Origin of the sequence: Pseudonocardia hispaniensis, assembly GCF_042658695.1 — a bacterium.
Taxonomy (GTDB): Bacteria; Actinomycetota; Actinomycetes; order Mycobacteriales; family Pseudonocardiaceae; genus Pseudonocardia; species Pseudonocardia hispaniensis.
Window position 1 is genome coordinate 163,476 of record NZ_JBHSQW010000031.1, and the last position, 17,511, is coordinate 180,986.

At 74.9% G+C, this 17,511-nt stretch carries 11 protein-coding genes; 9 read left to right on the forward strand and 2 right to left on the reverse strand.

All coding sequences use genetic code 11. The features are described 5' to 3' along the window. Window positions 1–37: 37 nt before the first annotated feature. Genes ACFQE5_RS15005 through ACFQE5_RS15030 form a run of 6 tightly spaced genes read left to right on the forward strand, consistent with a single transcriptional unit; the run spans window position 38 to window position 8,369 of the window. Window positions 38–2,152, forward strand: a complete 2,115-nt coding sequence (locus ACFQE5_RS15005) for a molybdopterin oxidoreductase family protein (protein WP_379585590.1) — start codon at window positions 38–40, stop codon at window positions 2,150–2,152. Then, entirely contained in the window at window positions 2,152–3,657 is a 1,506-nt protein-coding gene (locus tag ACFQE5_RS15010; RefSeq protein ID WP_379585591.1) for an FAD-dependent oxidoreductase, read from the forward strand. The genes ACFQE5_RS15005 and ACFQE5_RS15010 overlap by 1 nt, the downstream gene beginning before the upstream one ends. Next, window positions 3,654–6,170 carry a nitrite reductase large subunit NirB gene (gene nirB / locus ACFQE5_RS15015; RefSeq protein ID WP_379585592.1) on the forward strand — a complete coding sequence of 839 codons (2,517 nt, stop codon included), beginning with the start codon at window positions 3,654–3,656 and terminating at the stop codon, window positions 6,168–6,170. Before ACFQE5_RS15010 ends, nirB begins: the two co-directional genes overlap by 4 nt. Then, the gene (gene nirD / locus ACFQE5_RS15020) at window positions 6,167–6,523 is read left to right on the forward strand and encodes a nitrite reductase small subunit NirD (RefSeq protein WP_379585593.1); all 357 of its coding nucleotides are present in this window, start codon (window positions 6,167–6,169) and stop codon (window positions 6,521–6,523) included. Before nirB ends, nirD begins: the two co-directional genes overlap by 4 nt. Then, window positions 6,520–7,647, forward strand: coding sequence for a uroporphyrinogen-III synthase (locus tag ACFQE5_RS15025; protein WP_379585594.1), 1,128 nt, complete (start codon window positions 6,520–6,522; stop codon window positions 7,645–7,647). Before nirD ends, ACFQE5_RS15025 begins: the two co-directional genes overlap by 4 nt. Continuing rightward, window positions 7,644–8,369, forward strand: coding sequence for a sirohydrochlorin chelatase (locus tag ACFQE5_RS15030; RefSeq protein WP_379585595.1), 726 nt, complete (start codon window positions 7,644–7,646; stop codon window positions 8,367–8,369). The genes ACFQE5_RS15025 and ACFQE5_RS15030 overlap by 4 nt, the downstream gene beginning before the upstream one ends. A gap of 22 nt (window positions 8,370–8,391) precedes the next feature. Here the strand turns inward: ACFQE5_RS15030 and ACFQE5_RS15035 are convergent, their stop codons facing one another. Then, window positions 8,392–8,751 carry an MGMT family protein gene (locus ACFQE5_RS15035; RefSeq protein ID WP_379585596.1) on the reverse strand — a complete coding sequence of 120 codons (360 nt, stop codon included), beginning with the start codon at window positions 8,749–8,751 and terminating at the stop codon, window positions 8,392–8,394. Then, the gene (locus ACFQE5_RS15040; RefSeq protein WP_379585597.1) at window positions 8,751–9,533 is read right to left on the reverse strand and encodes an alpha/beta fold hydrolase; all 783 of its coding nucleotides are present in this window, start codon (window positions 9,531–9,533) and stop codon (window positions 8,751–8,753) included. Before ACFQE5_RS15040 ends, ACFQE5_RS15035 begins: the two co-directional genes overlap by 1 nt. Window positions 9,534–9,605: 72 nt before the next feature. Between ACFQE5_RS15040 and ACFQE5_RS15045 the strand changes: the two genes are divergently transcribed. The 3 genes from ACFQE5_RS15045 (at window position 9,606) to ACFQE5_RS15055 (ending at window position 17,480) form a co-directional block, all read left to right on the forward strand. Further along, window positions 9,606–12,986 carry an ATP-dependent helicase gene (locus ACFQE5_RS15045; protein WP_379585598.1) on the forward strand — a complete coding sequence of 1,127 codons (3,381 nt, stop codon included), beginning with the start codon at window positions 9,606–9,608 and terminating at the stop codon, window positions 12,984–12,986. 215 nt (window positions 12,987–13,201) lie between these two features. Then, a complete protein-coding gene (locus tag ACFQE5_RS15050) occupies window positions 13,202–14,119 on the forward strand; it encodes a glycoside hydrolase family 16 protein (protein WP_379585599.1) in 918 nt (305 codons plus the stop codon). Window positions 14,120–14,198: 79 nt separating this feature from the next. After that, complete coding sequence (locus tag ACFQE5_RS15055; RefSeq protein ID WP_379585600.1) at window positions 14,199–17,480, forward strand: ATP-dependent helicase; 3,282 nt, start codon at window positions 14,199–14,201, stop codon at window positions 17,478–17,480. Window positions 17,481–17,511: the final 31 nt, after the last annotated feature.

Here is a 17,511-nt window from a genome sequence, read left to right on the forward strand (position 1 = left end):
CGTCGCCGAACCACGAATGACATCGGAGCGATCGACGATGCCTGACATGACGACGCCCACGCATTGCCCGTACTGCGCGCTGCAGTGCGGCGCGGCGGTGAGAGCGACCGGGGAGGTGACTCCGAGGCAGTTCCCGACCAACCGGGGCGGGCTGTGTCAGAAGGGATGGACGGCCGGATCGCTGCTGAGCCATCCGGAGCGGCTCACCGCCCCGCTTCTGCGCCCCACCCGCTCCGCTCCGCTGGAGCCGGTGAGCTGGACCGCCGCCCTCGACCATGTCGCGCGACGGCTGGCGCGGCTGCGCGCCGCGCACGGCCCGGACGCGGTGGCCGTGTTCGGCGGGGGCGGGCTGACGAACGAAAAGTCCTATCTGCTCGGCAAGTTCGCCAGGGTGGCACTGGGCACCTCGCAGATCGACTACAACGGGCGGTTCTGCATGTCCTCGGCCGCCGTGGCGGGCAACCGTTCGTTCGGGATCGACCGCGGGCTGCCGTTCCCGGTCACCGATCTCGACGACGCCGAGGTCATCCTGCTCGCCGGGGCGAACGTCGCGGAGACGATGCCGCCGCTGCTCGGGCACCTCGGCGGGGCCCGGCTGGTGGTGGTCGATCCCCGCCGCACGCCGACCGCGGAGCGGGCGATCGCGAGCGGTGGTCTGCACCTGCAGCTGGTGCCCGGCACCGACCTGGTGCTGGCACTCGGGATGTTGCACGCCGCGGTCGCCGACGGGCACCTCGACACCGACTACCTCGCCGCGCGGACCAGCGGCCTGGAGGAGACGTGGCAGGTAGCGGCGCGGTGGTGGCCAGAACGCGCCGAGCGGGTGTGCGGGGTGGCCGCCACCGACATGCGGGCGGCCGTCGCGATGCTCGCCGGGGCGCAGCGGCGCTACGTGCTCACCGCCCGCGGTGCCGAACAGCACGCACACGGCGTCGACACGGTCACGGCGTGGATCAACCTCTCGCTCGCGCTGGGCCTGCCTGGCCGACCCGGCTCCGGTTTCGGGACGATCACCGGGCAGGGCAACGGCCAGGGCGGGCGCGAACACGGACAGAAGGCCGACCAGCTGCCCGGGTACCGCCGTATCGACGACCCCGCGGCGCGGGCGTACGTCGCCTCGGTGTGGGGAGTCGACGCGGCGGCGCTGCCGGGCCCCGGACGCAGCGCCACCGAGTTGCTCGATGCGCTCGGCCGGCCCGGGGGGCCGCGCGCGTTGCTGCTGTTCGGTTCGAACCCGCTGGTCTCCGCGCCCGATTCGACCGCCGTCGCCGAGCGGCTGGCCGCGCTCGACCTGCTGGTCGTCGCCGACTTCCTGCCCAGCGAGACCGCGCTGACGGCCGATGTCGTGTTGCCGGTGACCCAGTGGGCGGAGGAGGAGGGCACCTTGACCAACCTGGAGGGCAGGGTGCTGCGCCGCCGCCGGGCCGTCGACCCGCCGCCGGGGGTGCGCACCGACCTCGAGGTGATCGCCGGCCTGGCACAGCGGCTCGGTGCACGTGGCTTTTCGGCCGAACCGGAGCGGGTGTTCGACGAGCTCTGCGCGGCGTCGGCGGGTGGTCCGGCCGACTACTCCGGGATCAGCTACGCCCGGCTCGATGCGGGGGAGGCGTTGCACTGGCCGTGCCCCGGCCCCGACCACCCGGGTACCCCGCGGCTGTTCCTCGACCGCTTCGCGCATCCGGACGGGCGGGCGCGGCTCGTTCCGGTCGATCTCCCCGAGCCCGCCGAGCCACCCGATGACGAGTTCCCGCTGCGTGCGACGACCGGCCGGGTGCTCGTGCACTACCAGTCCGGGACGCAGACCCGCAGGGTCGACGAGCTGGCCGCGATCGTGCCGGAGTCGTTCATCGAGGTGCATCCCGACACCGCCGCGCGCGCCGGGCTCGCCGACGGCGAGTGGGCCCGGGTCGTCTCGCGGCGCGGAAGCGCCCTGGCCCGGGTGCGCTGCGTACCGAGCCTGCGCACCGACACGGTGTTCCTGCCGTTCCACTTCGGCGGCGAGCAGGCCGCCAACCGGGTGACCAGTCCGGTTCTCGACCCACTGAGCCGGATGCCGGAGTTCAAGGTCGCTGCGGTCCAGCTCACCCCCGGCCGTGAGTGCGTAACAGTGTTAGAACACTGTTACGCACTCACAGGTGCGGAGGGCCTGTGATGCGCAGACGGGTGGTGGTCCTCGGGTACGGAATGGTTGGGGCCCGGTTCGCCGAGGAGATCCGCAGACGGGACCCGCAGGGCGCCCGCGTCGCGCTGACCGTCCTCGGCGCGGAGCCCCACCCGGCCTACAACCGGGTGTTGCTGTCCACGGTCCTGGCCGGGGGACTGCAGGCCGACGCGGTCCGGCTGCACGGGCCCGACTGGGCCGAGCGGCAGCGCATCGACCTGCGCACCGGGGTGGTCGCCACCGCGATCGACCGTGACCGCAGGGTCGTGCACTGTTCCGATGGCCGCGTCGAGCCCTACGACGACCTCGTGTTGGCCACCGGCAGCCGGGCGTTCCTGCCCCCGCTGCCCGGCCTGCGCGGTGCCGACGGCGGTCCCGGCCCCGGGGTCGCCGTGTTTCGCGACCTCGACGACTGCATGCGCATCCTCGACATGGCTCGTCCCGGCGCGCGGATCGCGGTGCTCGGCGGCGGACTTCTGGGGTTGGAGGCGGCGCGCGGACTCGCCGGGCGCGGGGTCGAGGTCACCCTCGTGCACCCCTGCGGCCACCTCATGGAACGCCAACTCGACGCCGAGGCGGGGGCGGTGCTCGCCGCCGTCGTCGGCAGGCTCGGCATTGCCCTGCGGGTCGGCGCCGGGGCCGCGAGCTGGACCCCGGGAACCGGGCTCACCTGCGACGACGGTGAGCTACTCGATGTCGACGGCGTCGTGGTGGCCACCGGCGCGCTCGCCCGGACCGGGCTCGCGGCCGAGGCCGGGATCGCGGTGGACCGCGGGATCCTGGTCGACGACCGGCTGGCCACATCGGCGCCGAGGGTGTACGCGATCGGGGACTGCGCCCAGCACGCGGCGGCCCCGGCGGGCCTGGTGCAGCCGGGCTGGGAGCAGGCGGCGGTGCTGGCCGACCTGCTCAGCGGTCACGACCCGGCCGCGCGCTACCGCGGCACCCGGACGGTGACCCGGCTCAAGGCCCGCGACGTCGACCTCGCCGTGGTGGGTGACGGATTCGCCGGCGAGAAGGCCGACCCGGAGACGGAACTGCTGCGGTTCACCGATGCGCGGCGGGGCCGCTACGCATCGCTGGCACTGCGCGACGACCTCGTCGTCGGCGGCATCGTGATCGGGTTGCCGGACGCGGCCGCGGCGCTGATCCAGCTGCACGACAGCGGTCAGCCCGCCCCCACCGACCGCCTGGCGTTGCTGCTCGGCCGCGCGCTGCCCAGCGAGGCCGTCCGGACGCCGAGCCCGGGACGACTACCCGCGTCGGCGGTGGTGTGTCGATGCAACACCGTCACCAAGGGTGCGCTGGTGAGCGCCTGGCGCGCCGGGGCGACCGACGCGGGCGCGTTGCGCCGTGCCACCCGCGCCGGCACCGGCTGCGGAAGCTGCGTCGACACCGTCGCCGGAATCTGCGACTGGCTCGCCGGGGCCGACCCGGATCCGGCCGGAGCGCTCGTCGCGGTACCCGGTCCAGACGAACAGGAGGGAGCGGCATGACACGCCGTCTGGTGGTGGTGGGCCACGGCATGGTGGGGCACCGGCTGGTCGAGACCCTGCGCGCCAAGGACACCACGGGCATCTGGCGGATCACGGTGCTGGGCGAGGAGACGCGTCCCGCCTACGACCGGGTCGCGCTCTCGTCCTATATCGACACCGGGAGCCTGGAGGAGCTGGTCCTCGCCCGGCACGACGACGAGCTGGTCGAGGTCCGGCTCGGCGACCCGGTGGTTGCGCTCGACCGGGCCGCCCAGCGAGTGCGCACCGCGTCCGGGGCGACGGTGGGCTACGACGCCCTTGTGCTCGCCACCGGCTCGACGCCGTTCGTGCCGCCGGTGCCCGGCAACGACCTGCCCGGCTGCTTCGTCTACCGCACCCTCGACGACCTGGACGCGATCAAGGCGGCGGCCGCGGCGGCAATCGCCCGGCCCGGTCCCGGCCGCCGCTCCGCCGTGGTCGTCGGCGGTGGGCTGCTCGGGCTGGAGGCGGCCCGCGCGATGCGTCTGCTCGGACTGTCCCCGCAGGTCGTGGAGATCGCGCCGCGCCTGATGCCGGTCCAGGTCGACGAGGCGGGCGGGGCGCTGCTGCGCACCCTCGTCGAGGCCCAGGGCCTCGCGGTCCGGTGCGGGGTCTCGGTGACCGGGATCGACCGCGACGGCGACCGGCTGCTCGCCCGGCTCTCCGACGGCGTCGAGCTCGACGCCGACCTCGTCGTGTTCTCCGCGGGCATCCGCGCCGCCGACGGGCTCGCCCGCGCGTGCGGGCTGCCGGTCGGGGAGCGCGGCGGCGTGCTGGTCGACCGGCGCTGCCGGACCGTGGACGAGAACATCTGGGCGGTGGGCGAATGCGCGGCCCTGGAGGGGCAGACCTACGGTCTGGTCGCGCCGGGATACGCGATGGCCGAGGTCGTCGCCGACCGGCTGCTGGGCCTCGGCTCCACCATGTCGCCCGCGGACCTGGACATGTCCACCCAGCTCAAGCTGCTCGGCGTGGACATGGCCAGCTTCGGCGACGCGCATGCGAACACCGAGGGCGCGCTGGAGGTCGTCGTCGACGATCCGGTCGCGCGCAGCTACGCCAAGCTGGTCGTCTCCCGATCCGACACCGGCGGGTCGACCCTGCTCGGCGGCATTCTCGTCGGCGACGCGTCGAAGTACGCGGCGCTGCGCCCGCTGGTCGGTTCGCCGTTGCCCGCCGACCCGGTTGCGATGATCGCGCCGAACGGGGTGGAACTCGGCGCGGACGCGCTGCCCGACACCGCCCAGATCTGCTCCTGCAACGCGGTGACCAAGGGCGTGATCCGCACCGCCATCGCCACGGGCGCCCACGACGTCCCGGCGATCAAGGCGTGCACGCGGGCGGGGACCAGCTGCGGGTCGTGCGTGCCGATGCTCAAGACGCTGCTGGCGCAGGAGGGCGTCGAGGTCTCCACGGCGCTGTGCGAACACTTCGAGTACTCGCGCGCCGAGCTGTTCGAGATCATCGCCGGGGCGGGGATCCGGACGTTCTCCGAGCTCGTCGCGTCGCACGGAACCGGCCGCGGCTGCGACATCTGTAAGCCGGCCGTGGCCTCGATCCTGGCCTCGCTCGGTACCGGGCACGTGCTGGCGGGCGAACAGGCCTCGCTGCAGGACACCAACGACCATTTCCTGGCCAACCTGCAGCGCAACGGCACCTACAGCGTCGTCCCACGGATTCCCGGCGGGGAGATCACGCCCGCCGGGCTGATCACCATCGGGGAGGTGGCACGCGACTTCGGGCTCTACACCAAGATCACCGGCGGGCAGCGCATCGACATGTTCGGTGCCCGCGTCGAGCAGCTGCCTGCGATCTGGAAGCGGCTGGTGGACGCAGGGTTCGAGTCCGGGCACGCCTACGGCAAGGCCCTGCGGACGGTGAAGTCCTGCGTCGGCACGACCTGGTGCCGCTACGGGATGCAGGACTCGGTGGGGCTCGCGATCGCGCTGGAGCTGCGCTACCGCGGGCTGCGCAGCCCGCACAAGCTCAAGTCCGGGGTGTCGGGCTGTGCCCGCGAATGCGCCGAGGCCCGGTCCAAGGACTTCGGCGTGATCGCCACCGAGAACGGCTGGAACCTCTACGTCGGCGGCAATGGGGGGTTCACCCCGCGGCACGCCGACCTGCTGGTCTCCGACGTGGACACCGAGACCCTGGTGCGGATCATCGACCGGTTCCTCATGTTCTACATCCGCACGGCGGACCGGCTGCAGCGCACCTCGGCCTGGATCGAGGCCATGGAGGGCGGGCTCGATCACCTGCGCGCCGTGATCGTCGAGGACTCCCTCGGCATCTGCGCCGACCTGGAGGCCGCGATGGCGGCGCACGTCGCCGGATACGCCGACGAATGGGCCGGGGTGCTGGCCGACGAGGAGAAGCTCGCGCGGTTCGTCTCGTTCGTCAACGCGCCGGAGGTGCCTGATCCCACGGTGTCGTTCGTCAGCGAACGCGGCCAGCCGGTGCCGCTGCCGCTCGGGATGCCGGAGCTGGTCCGATGAGCCCCATCAGCCCCACGCTGGTCTGGTATCCGGTCTGCCCGCTCGAACGGCTGCAGCCCGAACGGGGCGCGGCAGCGCTGCTGGGCAACCGGCAGGTCGCCCTGTTCCGCACCTACGACGGCGCGGTCCATGCGATCGGGAACATCGACCCGTTCTCCGGCGCCGCGGTCCTGTCCCGCGGCATCGTCGGGGACCGCGGCGGGGTCCCGGTGGTCGCCTCCCCGGTCTACAAGCAGGCCTTCTCCCTGCTGGACGGCCGGTGTCTGGACGACCCGGACACCTCCGTGCCCTGCTTCCCGGTGCGGATCAGCGAGGGCCACGTCGAGGTCGGCCTACGGGTCGTGGACTCGTGACGACGTCCGGCGTTCCGCCGCTCGCGGGCTTCACCGTCGGGATCACCGCCGCTCGCCGGGCCGATGAGCTGGGCACGATGCTGGAACGGCGCGGCGCGGTCGTGCAGCACGGGCCCGCGATCCGCATCGTCGCGCTGCCCGATGACGAGCAGCTGCTCGAGAACACCCGGGCGCTCGCGCAGGAGCCCCCGGACATCACCGTGGCCACCACCGGGATCGGGTTCCGCGGCTGGATGGAGGCCGCCGACTGCTGGGGCCTGGGCGAGCGGCTGCGCGCCGCGCTCGGCCGCAGCACCCTGCTGGCCCGCGGGCCGAAGGCGCGCGGCGCGATCCGCGCCTCCGGGCTCGTCGACGCCTGGTCGCCGGAGTCGGAGTCGACGGCCGAGGTGCTTGACCACCTGCGGGCCACCGGGGTGGCCGGGCGGCGCATCGCCGTCCAGCTGCACGGGGATCCGCTGCCCGAGGTGGTGACGGCGCTGCGGCAGGCCGGGGCGCAGGTCGTCGAGGTGCCGGTGTACCGGTGGGCGCCACCCGTCGACACCGGTCCGATGGACCGGCTGACCGACGCCGCACTGGCCGGCGGCCTGGACGTGCTCACCTTCACCAGCGCCCCCGCCGCCACCAGCCTGCTGACCAGGGCCGCCGAGCGTGGGCTGCGGCCCGAGCTGGTCGAGGCCCTGCGCGGTCCGGTGCTCGCGCTGTGCGTCGGGCCGGTCACGGCGGCTCCGCTCGAGGCGCTCGACGTGCCCACCGTGCAGCCGCACCGCTGCCGGCTCGGTGCGATGGTCCGCACGCTCGAGGCCACGGCGCCCACGCGCGCCCGCCGGATGACGGCCGCCGGGCACCGGCTGGAGCTGCGCGGGCACGCCGTGCTGGTCGATGAGGTGCTGCGGCGGGTGCCGCCCACCCCGATGGCGCTGCTGCGGATGCTGGCGCGCCGACCGGGTTGGGTGGTCCCGCGAGCCGAGCTGCTGCGCGTGCTGCCCGGCGGTGGCGACGACGAGCACGCGGTGGAGGCCGCGGTGGCCCGGCTGCGGGCGGCCCTGGGCAGGCCCAGGATGGTGCAGACCGTGGTGAAGCGGGGTTACCGGCTCGCCCTTGAGGAGGCGGGTGACCCACGATGAGCCTGCCGCTGCTGCTGGTGGCGCACGGCAGCCGCTCGGCGGCCGGCGACGCCGAGATCCGGCAGATCGTGGCGGCCGTGGCGGCGCGGGGCATCGAGGCGCGGATCGGGTACGTCGCGGTCCGTGGGCCGACGGTCGCCGAGGCGGTCGCGGGGCTCGACGGCGCGGTCGTCGTCCCGGCGTTCCTGACCTCGGGATACCACGTGCGCCTCGACCTGCCCGCACAGCTCGCCGCCGCGGGAGCCGATCCGGCGCGGTTCCCGGTCACCGCGGCCCTCGGGCCCGATCCGATGCTGGCCAGAGCCGCCGCCTCCCGGCTGCTGGCGGCGGGTCTGCGGCGGGGGGACGCGGTGGTGCTCGCGGCGGCCGGGTCCGCGGACCCGGAGGCGCTGCGCCAGGTCGCGGCGGCGGCGCGGATGCTGTCGGCGGCGGTGGGTCGCCCCGTGCCGGTCGGTTTCGCCGCCGCCGCGCTCCCGCGGATCGAGGAGCTGGTCGCGGGGCTGCGCGCGGCCGGACGGCGGCGGATCGCGGTGGCTTCGTGGCTGCTGGCGGTGGGTGAGTTCCACGACCGGATCGCCGCCTGCGGCGCCGATGTCATCGCGGCGCCGCTGGCGGCACACCCGGATGTCGTCACCGCCGTCGTGCGGCGCTACCGATCGGCCGCGCGCCGAGCCGGCGCCACCGGACGCGAACTCGGCCCGCTGGTGACCGCTCGTCGCTGAGGCCTGGCCGTGGTGGGCGTGCTCAGGCCGTGTCGTGGTGCTCGCGCACCGGCGCCGTCGCCTGGGTGAGCACGCCGAGGCAGGTGCGAGCACGACGGTCGTCTCGTCGGCGGTGCTCCGGTGGCAACCGCCCGTCCACCAGCAGCACGCCCTCGGCGCGCAGCCGCGCGGCCTGCTCGATCGCCACCTGCGGCGCGCATGTCCCGTCGGCGCGCAGCACGCGGTGCCAGGGCAGGTCGTGGCCGTCCTCGGCCAGGATCCGGCCGACCAGCCGCGGCGAACGGATCCCGGCGCGGGCGGCGACCTCGCCGTAGCTCATCGTCTCGCCCGCCGGGATGGCGGCCACGACCGAGCGCACCGCCTCCACCGCCTGCTCGTCCATCAGCCCACCACGAACTCGCGGATGGCCGTCGCGACCTCGGCGGTGCGCTCCAGGAAGATCATGTGTCCGCTGTCGATCTCGGTGACGGTGAGGGCGTCCCCCAGCTCGGCGCGGCAGCGGTCGAGCCAGGCCGGTTCGACGAAATCGTCCCGGCTCGCCGGCATGATCAGGGTGGGGGTGCCGCGCGGTGGGGTGAGCGCCGGGCGGGCCATCTCGCTCCACGCGGTGATCGCGGCTGAGCGGCAGTAGCGCCACTCCCAGCGGTCCTCGAAATGCGCCAGATGCGCGGCGACCTCCGCGTCGATCAGCTCCGGTGCGACGCCCTTCCAGCGGTCCGCCCGATCGGCCCGGGCGGCGTCGATGTCCGGGTAGGTCTCGTCGGCGCGCATGTCCTCGGCGGTCTCCAGCATGTCGTCGGGGTCGAGGCCGATGGCCGGGTCGAGTAGCACCAGGCGTTCGACCCGGTCCGGCGCCGCACGGGCCAGATGCACCGCGATGGCCCCGCCGAAGGAATGCCCGACGACGGCGACGTCGGCGATCTCGAGCCGGTCGAGCACCTCGATGGCATCGCGGACGTGCTGCTCGATACCCCAGGGCGGAGACCACGGGGAGCGGCCGTGCCCACGCAGGTCGACACCGATCCAGCGCAGCTCGGGTACCGCCTCGGCCAACGGCCGCCAGCGGGCGCCGTGCCCGGTCGCGCCGTGCAGGGCCAGGACGGGGATGCCATCGGGCGAGCCGAACATGTGGACGTTCAGCCGGCGGGCACTCTCGGGCAGCATCATCATGATGCTGCCATTTTGGGCCCGGCGCCCAGCGCCGACCTTGTCGGTGGCCCGTGGTTGCATCCTCCCGTGGTTCGTTCCTCACCGTCGCGATCCGCCCCGGCCCCGGAGCAGGCGCCCGCGCTGGTGCGCCGGCCGCGGGTCCCCGCGCCGGAGCCAGGGTGGGACGCCGCGTCCCGGCGGGTACTCGACCATCGGGAGGGCCCGCTGCGGGTGGTCGGCGGCCCCGGGACCGGAAAGACGACGCTGCTGCTCACGGCGCTGGCCCGGCGTGTGCGGGAGGGTGTGGCACCGGAGCGGATGTTGCTGCTCGTCGGCAGCAGGCGCGCCGCCGGAGAGCTCCGCGAGCGGCTCACCGAGCTGATCCACGGTACGGCCGAGGCCGGGCCGCGCACGACCCGCGAGATATTGGTGCGCACCGTGCACTCGTATGCCTTCGGCGTGTTGCGGCTGTACGCGGCGCGCAACGGCGATCCGCCGCCGCGGCTGCTGGCGAGCGCGGAGCAGGACGCCATGGTGCGCGAGCTGCTGGCAGGGGAGCTCGGCGGGGTGGTTCCCGACTCGGGCTGGCCCGAACGGCTGCGCCCGGCGCTCGGCCTGCCCGGCTTCGCCGCCGAGCTGCGTGAACTGCTCCTTCGTGCCGCCGAACGCGGACTCGGCCCCGCGGAGCTCACCGAGCTCGGCGAGCGCCACGACGTCCCGGAGTGGACCGCGGCCGGCCGGTTCTTCCGCAGCTATGAGCAGGTGATCCTGCTGCGCGGGGCCGTGGGCCGCAGCGCTCCGCAGGCCACCGCGCCCGCGCTCGACTCCGCGGAGCTCGTCGCCGCCGCACTCGACGCGCTCGCCTCCGATCAGGATCTGCTCGCCGCCGAACGCGCCCGCGTGCGCCATCTTTTCGTCGACGACGCCCAGGATCTCGACCCGCAGCAGATGGAGCTGGTGCGGGCGATCGGTTCGACGGCCGAGAGCATGCTGCTGGCCGGCGACCCCGACCAGGCGGTGCTGAACTTCCGCGGCGCCGACCCGAGGGGGCTGCGCGCCGTCGAGGCCGAGACGGCGGTGCTGACCGTCGACCATCGCGGTACCGACGTGCTGCGGGCCGCGGCGGCGCGGCTGGTGGGCAGGCTGCCCGGCGCCGGGGAGGGACGGACCCGCAGCGGGCCGCCGGGGGCGGCGCAGGCCGATCCGGACTCGCTGCGGGTGCGGGTGTTCTCCACCGCGGCGAGCGAGGCCGCCTGGATCGCCGACCAGTTGCGTCGCGCGCATCTCAACGACGGGGTGCCGTGGTCGGAGATGGCGGTGCTGGCGCGGTCGGCCCGGCGCGCCCTGCCGGCGTTGCGCCGGGCGCTGATCGCGGCCGGGGTCCCGATCGCGGCACCGCCGGACGAGCTGCCCCTTGCCCGCCAGCCCGCCGTGCTGCCGCTGCTGCTGGTGCTGCGCGGAGCGATCCGTCCGGAGCAGATCGACGCCGACGCCGCCGGCGCGCTGCTCACCTCGCCGCTGGGCTCCGCAGACCCGATGCGGATGCGCCGGCTGCGCCGGGGACTGCTGCGGCTACACGCGGCCGGGCAGCCGCCCGAGACCCGGCGCGCCGGGTCCGCGCAGCAGCCCGCGGACCCGGCGCCGGAATCGGAGTCCGAACGGGCCGGGAGCGATGCGCTGCTGGTCGAGGCGTTGCGGTCGGCGGCGGCGGGGCATCCGGATCCGCTGGCCGCGCTGCCGCGCAGCGAGACGGCTCCGCTGCGGCGGGTCGGCGCCCTGCTGGCCACGGCGGCGGCCGCGGCGCGCGCGGGACAGACCGTTGAGGAGGTGCTCTGGCGGGTCTGGCAGCAGACCGGGCTGGCGCAGCGGTGGGCCGAGGCCAGCGCGCGGGGCGGTCCGGTCGGCGCGGCCGCCGACCGCGACCTCGACGCCGTGCTCGCCCTGTTCGACGCCGCCGCCCGGTACACCGACCGGCTGCCCGGGGCCGACGTCGCCGGATTCGCCGACTACCTCGCCGACCAGCAGTTGCCCGGCGACACCCTGGCCCCGCAGGCCCCCCGCGGCGAGGCCGTCTCGCTGCTCACCGCGCACGCGGCCCGCGGCCGGGAGTGGCAGGTCGTCGCGGTCCCCGGGGTGCAGGAGGGCAGCTGGCCCGATCTGCGGCTGCGCGGCAGCCTGCTGGGCACCGAGCGACTGGTCGACCTGATGGCCGGCGTCGCCGAGCCCACGGCCGGTGCCGTCTCCCGGGTGGCTCCGCTGCTGGCCGAGGAACGCAGGCTCTTCTATGTGGCGTGCACCCGCGCGAAGCACACCCTGCTGGTCAGCGCGGTGCAGGGGGAGGACGAGCAGCCGTCCCGGTTTCTCGACGAGCTCGATCCGCTGCCGGCGGGCCCGCAGGAGGGCCGCACGGTGTATCGCCCCGGCCGAGCGCTGGTGCTCGCGGAGCTGGTGGGCGAGCTGCGCCGCGCGGTGTGCGAGCCCGAGACCGGGGACCCGGCCCGCGCGGACCGCCGTCGCCGGGCCGCCACCCAGCTCGCCCGGCTGGCGGCGGCGGGCATCCCCGGGGCGTCGCCCGACGACTGGTACGGCCTGGCCCCGCCGTCCAGCGACGCGCCGCTGCGCCCGCCCGGGGAGATCATCCCGGTCTCGCCGTCGGATATCGAGAGGATCGACGCGTGTCCGCTGCGGTGGGTTCTCGAACGCCACGGCGGCTCGGAGATCGGCGCACTCGCGGCCGTCACCGGGTCACTGGTGCACGCCCTGGTGCAGGCCCGCGCCGCCGGAGCCGACGCCGCGGAACTGGAGTGGGCGTTGCGTTCGGCCTGGTCGCGGCTGGACGCGGGAGCGCCCTGGTTCGGGCGCCGCGAGCTCGCGCGGGTGCGCGCCATGCTCGCCGCCTTCGACGCCTGGGTGCGCTCCAGCCGGGCGGAGGGGCTGCGGCTGGTGGCGGTCGAACAACCGGTGCAGCTCGATCTGGAGGGCCCCGCCCCGGGCGGCGTCGAGGCCGGGACACCGTCCGGAACCCCGCGGCGGCTGCGGTTGCGCGGCCGGGTCGACCGCCTCGAGGTCGACGCGCGGGGCAGGCCGGTCGTCGTCGACGTCAAGACGGGCAAGACGGCGCCGAGCGCGCGGCAGGTGGCCGAGCACCCGCAGCTGGCCGTCTACCAGCTGGCGGCCGCGCTCGGTGCGTTCGGCCGGTTGATCGACCAGGTGGGTGAGGGGATCGCACCGGGTGGGGGACGGCTCGTGTACCTCGCCGACCGCAGGTCCGCGGGTCAGCCGAAGGAGCCCGCCCAGCCGCCGCTCGGGGAGGCGGAGCTGACCCGCTGGCAGGAGGTCGTATGGCGTTGTGCGGACGAGACCGCGGGTGCCGTGTTCGTCGCGCGGGTCGGGCCGGACTGCGCTCGTTGTCCTGTTCGGAGCAGTTGTCCGGCGGATGAGTCCGGCCGTCCGGTGGTCAGCGGATAGGCCGTTCGCGGTAACTCTCGGCCCGTCTTCATCAACGGAATGTGATCGGCGCTGGCGGCGGCCCGACCGGGCCGAGGGCGGATCGGCCGCGCGATGTAGGTGGGATCCACGGTGCGGGGTACCGTCTGCTGCGGCCGGGCCGTTCACAGCTCCCTGCTCCCCGACCAGCGGCCGGGCCGGAGGTGACGTTTTCCGTGTCCGCTCGACGTCGGCGTGTGGCCCGTGCGGCTGGTGCTGCGATACTGGCCCTGCTGCTCGCGGCGTGCGGCAACCTGCCCGAGCCGGTGCTGGCGGTGGCTCCCGAGCCCGGTGGGGAGACACTGGCCGATCCGCCGAGCACGCTCCCGCCCATCCCGACCACCAGCGCGACCCGCACCACGGCGCCGTCCGCTCCGCCCACGACCACCCGTGCGCGGTCCAGTGCCTCGGGCCAGGCGGCCGGTTCCGGCCAGGCCGACGGTTCCGGCCAGGCCGACGGGAGCGGAGGGCCCCGGGTGGGCTGGAAGCAGATCGGCGGCGACGAGTTCAACGGTCCCGCGCTGAACACCGCCGTCTGGACGCCGTACCACAGCGCGGGCGGATTCGGGCACGGCCTGCGCCGCCCCGAGGCGATCAGCCAGTCCGACGGGCTGCTGCGGATCACGGCCAGCGGCGACGTCTCCGGTGGGATGGCCTACCACCCGGGCCAGTTGTACGGGCGCTGGGAGTTCCGGGCCCGCACCGACAAGGGACGCGGTTTCGGCTCGGCGATCCTGCTGTGGCCCGATTCCGAGCAGTGGCCGCAGGACGGCGAGCTGGACATCATGGAGGTTCCGTCGGAGAACCGGGACCGGGCGCACGTCGTGATCCACTGGGACGAGGGCGGCGACAAGGTCTTCGGCTCCAGCCACCCCGGTGACTACTCGCGGTGGCACACTTTCGCGCTCGACTGGCTGCCGGACCGGATCACCTGGTACGTCGACGGCGTCAAGCGGTTCGAGACGACCGACAAGAAGATCATCCCGACTACGCCGATGCATCTGGCCATCCAGCTCGACCAGGGCCCGAAGGCGAACTGGATCGAAGCGCCGGACGAGACGACGCCCGACGAGGTGCGGCTCGAGGTCGACTGGGTGCGGATCTACCGGCAGTGACCGCGAACCGGCCGCTCGCAGGTCACGCGCGAACAGGCGGTGCTCGGTCGCTGTCGGAGCGTTCGGGTAGAACGTCAGCGTGCAGCTGACCCCGGCGGCCCTCGCCGCCGCCCTCGGCCTGCCGCCGCCCACACCGGAGCAGGCGGCGGTGATCGCCGCGCCGCCGCGACCGGCGCTGGTGGTTGCGGGCGCGGGCGCGGGCAAGACCGAGACGATGGCGGCCCGCGTGGTGTGGCTGGTCGCCACCGGTCAGGTGTTGCCCGAGCAGGTGCTCGGGCTGACGTTCACCCGCAAGGCCGCCCAGCAGCTCGGGGCGCGGGTGCGGTCGCGGTTGCGCAGGCTGGCCGGCTCCCCGCTGCTCGACGAGCTCGACCCCAGCGGGCAGCGCAAGGCACACCTGCTCGCCGGGGAGCCGACGGTCTCGACCTACCACGCCTACGCGGGGCGGCTGGTGGGCGAGCATGCCCTGAGGCTGCCCGCCGAACCGGGCTCGCGGCTGCTGGGGGAGACGGCGGCGTGGCAGCTCGCCCACCGGGTGGTCTCGACGTGGGCGGCCGACCTGGAGATCGACCGGGTGCCCGCCACCGTCACGGCCTATCTGCTGGCGCTGGCCGGTGAGCTGGGGGAGCATCTCGTCGAGCCCGCCGCGGTCCGCAGGCTGGCCGAGCGGATGATCGCCGTGCTGACGGGTGCGCCGCGAGCGAAGGGCCAGCGGGCGGAGCCGGCGCAGGCCTACCAGCGGTGGATCGACACCCAGCGGATGCGCGTCGAGCTGCTTCCGCTGGTGGAGGCCTTCGCGGACCGTAAGCGCGCCGAGCGCGCCATCGACTTCGCGGACCAGATGGCCATCGCCGCGCAGGTCGCCCAGGCGCATCCGGAGGTGGGCGCGATCGAGCGGGAGACCTATCGCGCGATCCTGCTCGACGAGTACCAGGACACCGGGCATGCCCAGCGGGTGCTGCTGCGGGCGTTGTTCGGACGGCCGCCCGGCGAGCCGCCGCGCCCCCAGCCGCTCGCGGTCACTGCGGTGGGTGACCCCTGCCAGTCGATCTATGGCTGGCGCGGGGCGAGCGCGGGCAACCTCGCGCGGTTCCGCACCGACTTCCCGGTGCCCGGCGGCGGACCCGCCGACGAGTACGGACTGCTCACCAGCTTCCGCAACCCGCCGGAGGTGCTGGCGCTGGCCAATACGGTGTCCGAACCCATCCGGACGGCGCCCGGGGCCGTCGCCGTCGGACGGTTACGGGCCCGGCCGGGCGCGGGGCCGGGTGACGTCCGGGTGGCGCTGCTGCCCGACGTCGCGAGCGAGATCGACTGGATGGCCGACGCGATCGCGGCGCAGTGGCGCGCCGCGCAGCAGACGCAGGACGACCCGCCGACGTCGGCGGTGCTGGTGCGGCGGCGCGTCGACATGGATCCCATCGCGGCGGCGCTGCGCGCCCGGGGGCTGCCCGTCGAGGTGGTCGGACTCGGTGGGCTGCTCGACACCCCCGAGGTCCGTGACCTGGTCAGCGCCCTGCGCGTGGTGGCCGATCCGCTGGCCGGGCCGGCCGCGGTCCGGCTGCTCACCGGGGCCCGCTGGCGGCTCGGGGTGGCCGACCTGGCCGCGCTGTGGCAGCGCGCCCGCGAGCTCGCGCCACCGCTGCCCGGCCGGGGCCCCGGTCCGCTCAGCCCGACCGAGCTCGCCCTGGGAGCGCTGCCCGGTGAGCAGGCCGAGCAGGCCGGGCTGGTCGATGCGCTCGACGACCCCGGTCCCGCCGAGCGGTACTCGCCCGCCGGGTTCGACCGGATCCGCAGGCTGGCCCGCGAACTGGCCTGGCTGCGGTCGCGGGCCTCGGCGCCGCTGACCGACCTGGTCGCCGACGCCGAGCGGCTGCTGCTGCTCGACGCGGAGACCGCGGCCCGTCCCGGACCGGTCGGCCGGGCGCATCTGGACGCGTTCGCCGATGTGGTGGCCGAGTTCGCGGCCGGCGCCGAGATCGCCAGTCTGCCCGCCCTGCTCGACTATCTGCAGACCGCCGAGCAGGCCGAGGACGGGCTCACACCAGGGGAGATCGAGGTGGCTCGCGACCGGGTGCAGGTGCTCACCGTGCACGCGGCAAAGGGCCTGGAGTGGCAGGTCGTCGCCGTCCCGCATCTGGTCTCGCAGGTCTTCCCCGGACGCAAGATCAGCGGAAGCTGGCTCACCGACCCGTCCCAGCTGCCGGTGCCGCTGCGCGGCGACGCCGCCGACCTGCCCGGCCTGGACCTGCCGGAGGGGGCCGACCGCAAGGAGGTCACCGAGGCGGTCACCGACCATTCCGAGGCGCTCGACGAACGGCGGCTGGTGGAGGAGCGGCGACTGTTCTACGTGGCGCTGACCCGTTCCGAGCGGGTGCTGCTCGTCTCCGGACATCGCTGGGCGGCGGTGGGGGACAGACCGCGCACGCCCTCGGAGTTCCTCCTCGAGGTGCGCGCGGCGCTGGAGGCCGCACGGGGTGGCGGCCATGCTCCGGCGGTCGAGCAGTGGGCGGAGGAACCGGAGCCCGACGCGGCCAACCCGCTGGCCGGGCGGCAGCGGAGCGCGCAGTGGCCCCTGGACCCGCTGGGCGAGCGCTCGCCCGCCGTGCACGCCGCGGCCGCACTGGTGCGGCAGGCGATGCGGGAGCCGGCAGCCGGGACGGGTCCCCCGGAGCCGGAGGGGGCCGACCCCGAGGGCTGGGCCGCCGACGTCGAGGTGCTCCTGGCCGAGCGGGCCGCCGGGCGGGCCCGCCCGGCGGTGGCGCTGCCGCCTCGGTTCTCGGTGAGCCAGCTCGTCGAGCTGGCTGCCGACCCCGACGCGCTGGCCGCGCGGTTACGCCGTCCGCTGCCGCTGCCGCCCAACCCGCACGCACGCCGAGGCACCGCGTTCCACGCCTGGTTGGAACAGCGCTTCGGCGCGGCCCAGCTGCTCGACCTGGACGAGCTGCCCGGGGCGGCCGACGACGACGCGGCCGCCGATGCCGAGCTGGCCGAACTGCAGGACGCGTTCCTCGCGTCCACCTGGGCGGACCGGCGACCGGTGGAGGTCGAGGTCCCGTTCGAGACGGTGATCAGCGGGATCGCCGTGCGCGGCCGGATGGACGCGGTGTTCGCCGACCCCGACGGCGGCTTCACGGTCGTCGACTGGAAGACCGGGCCACCGCCGGACAGCTCGCGCATGCCGGCCATGGCCGTCCAGCTCGCCGCCTACCGGCTCGCCTGGGCGGGGCTGGCCGGGGTCGAGCTGGAGCGGGTGCGGGCCGCGTTCCACTACGTCCGAGTGAACCGCACCGAGCGCCCGGTCGATCTGCTCGACGCCCGGGGACTGCAGGAACTGCTCGACGCGGTTCCGCTCGCCTGAGGCTGCGTCCCGCTACCGCAGAGCCGACCCG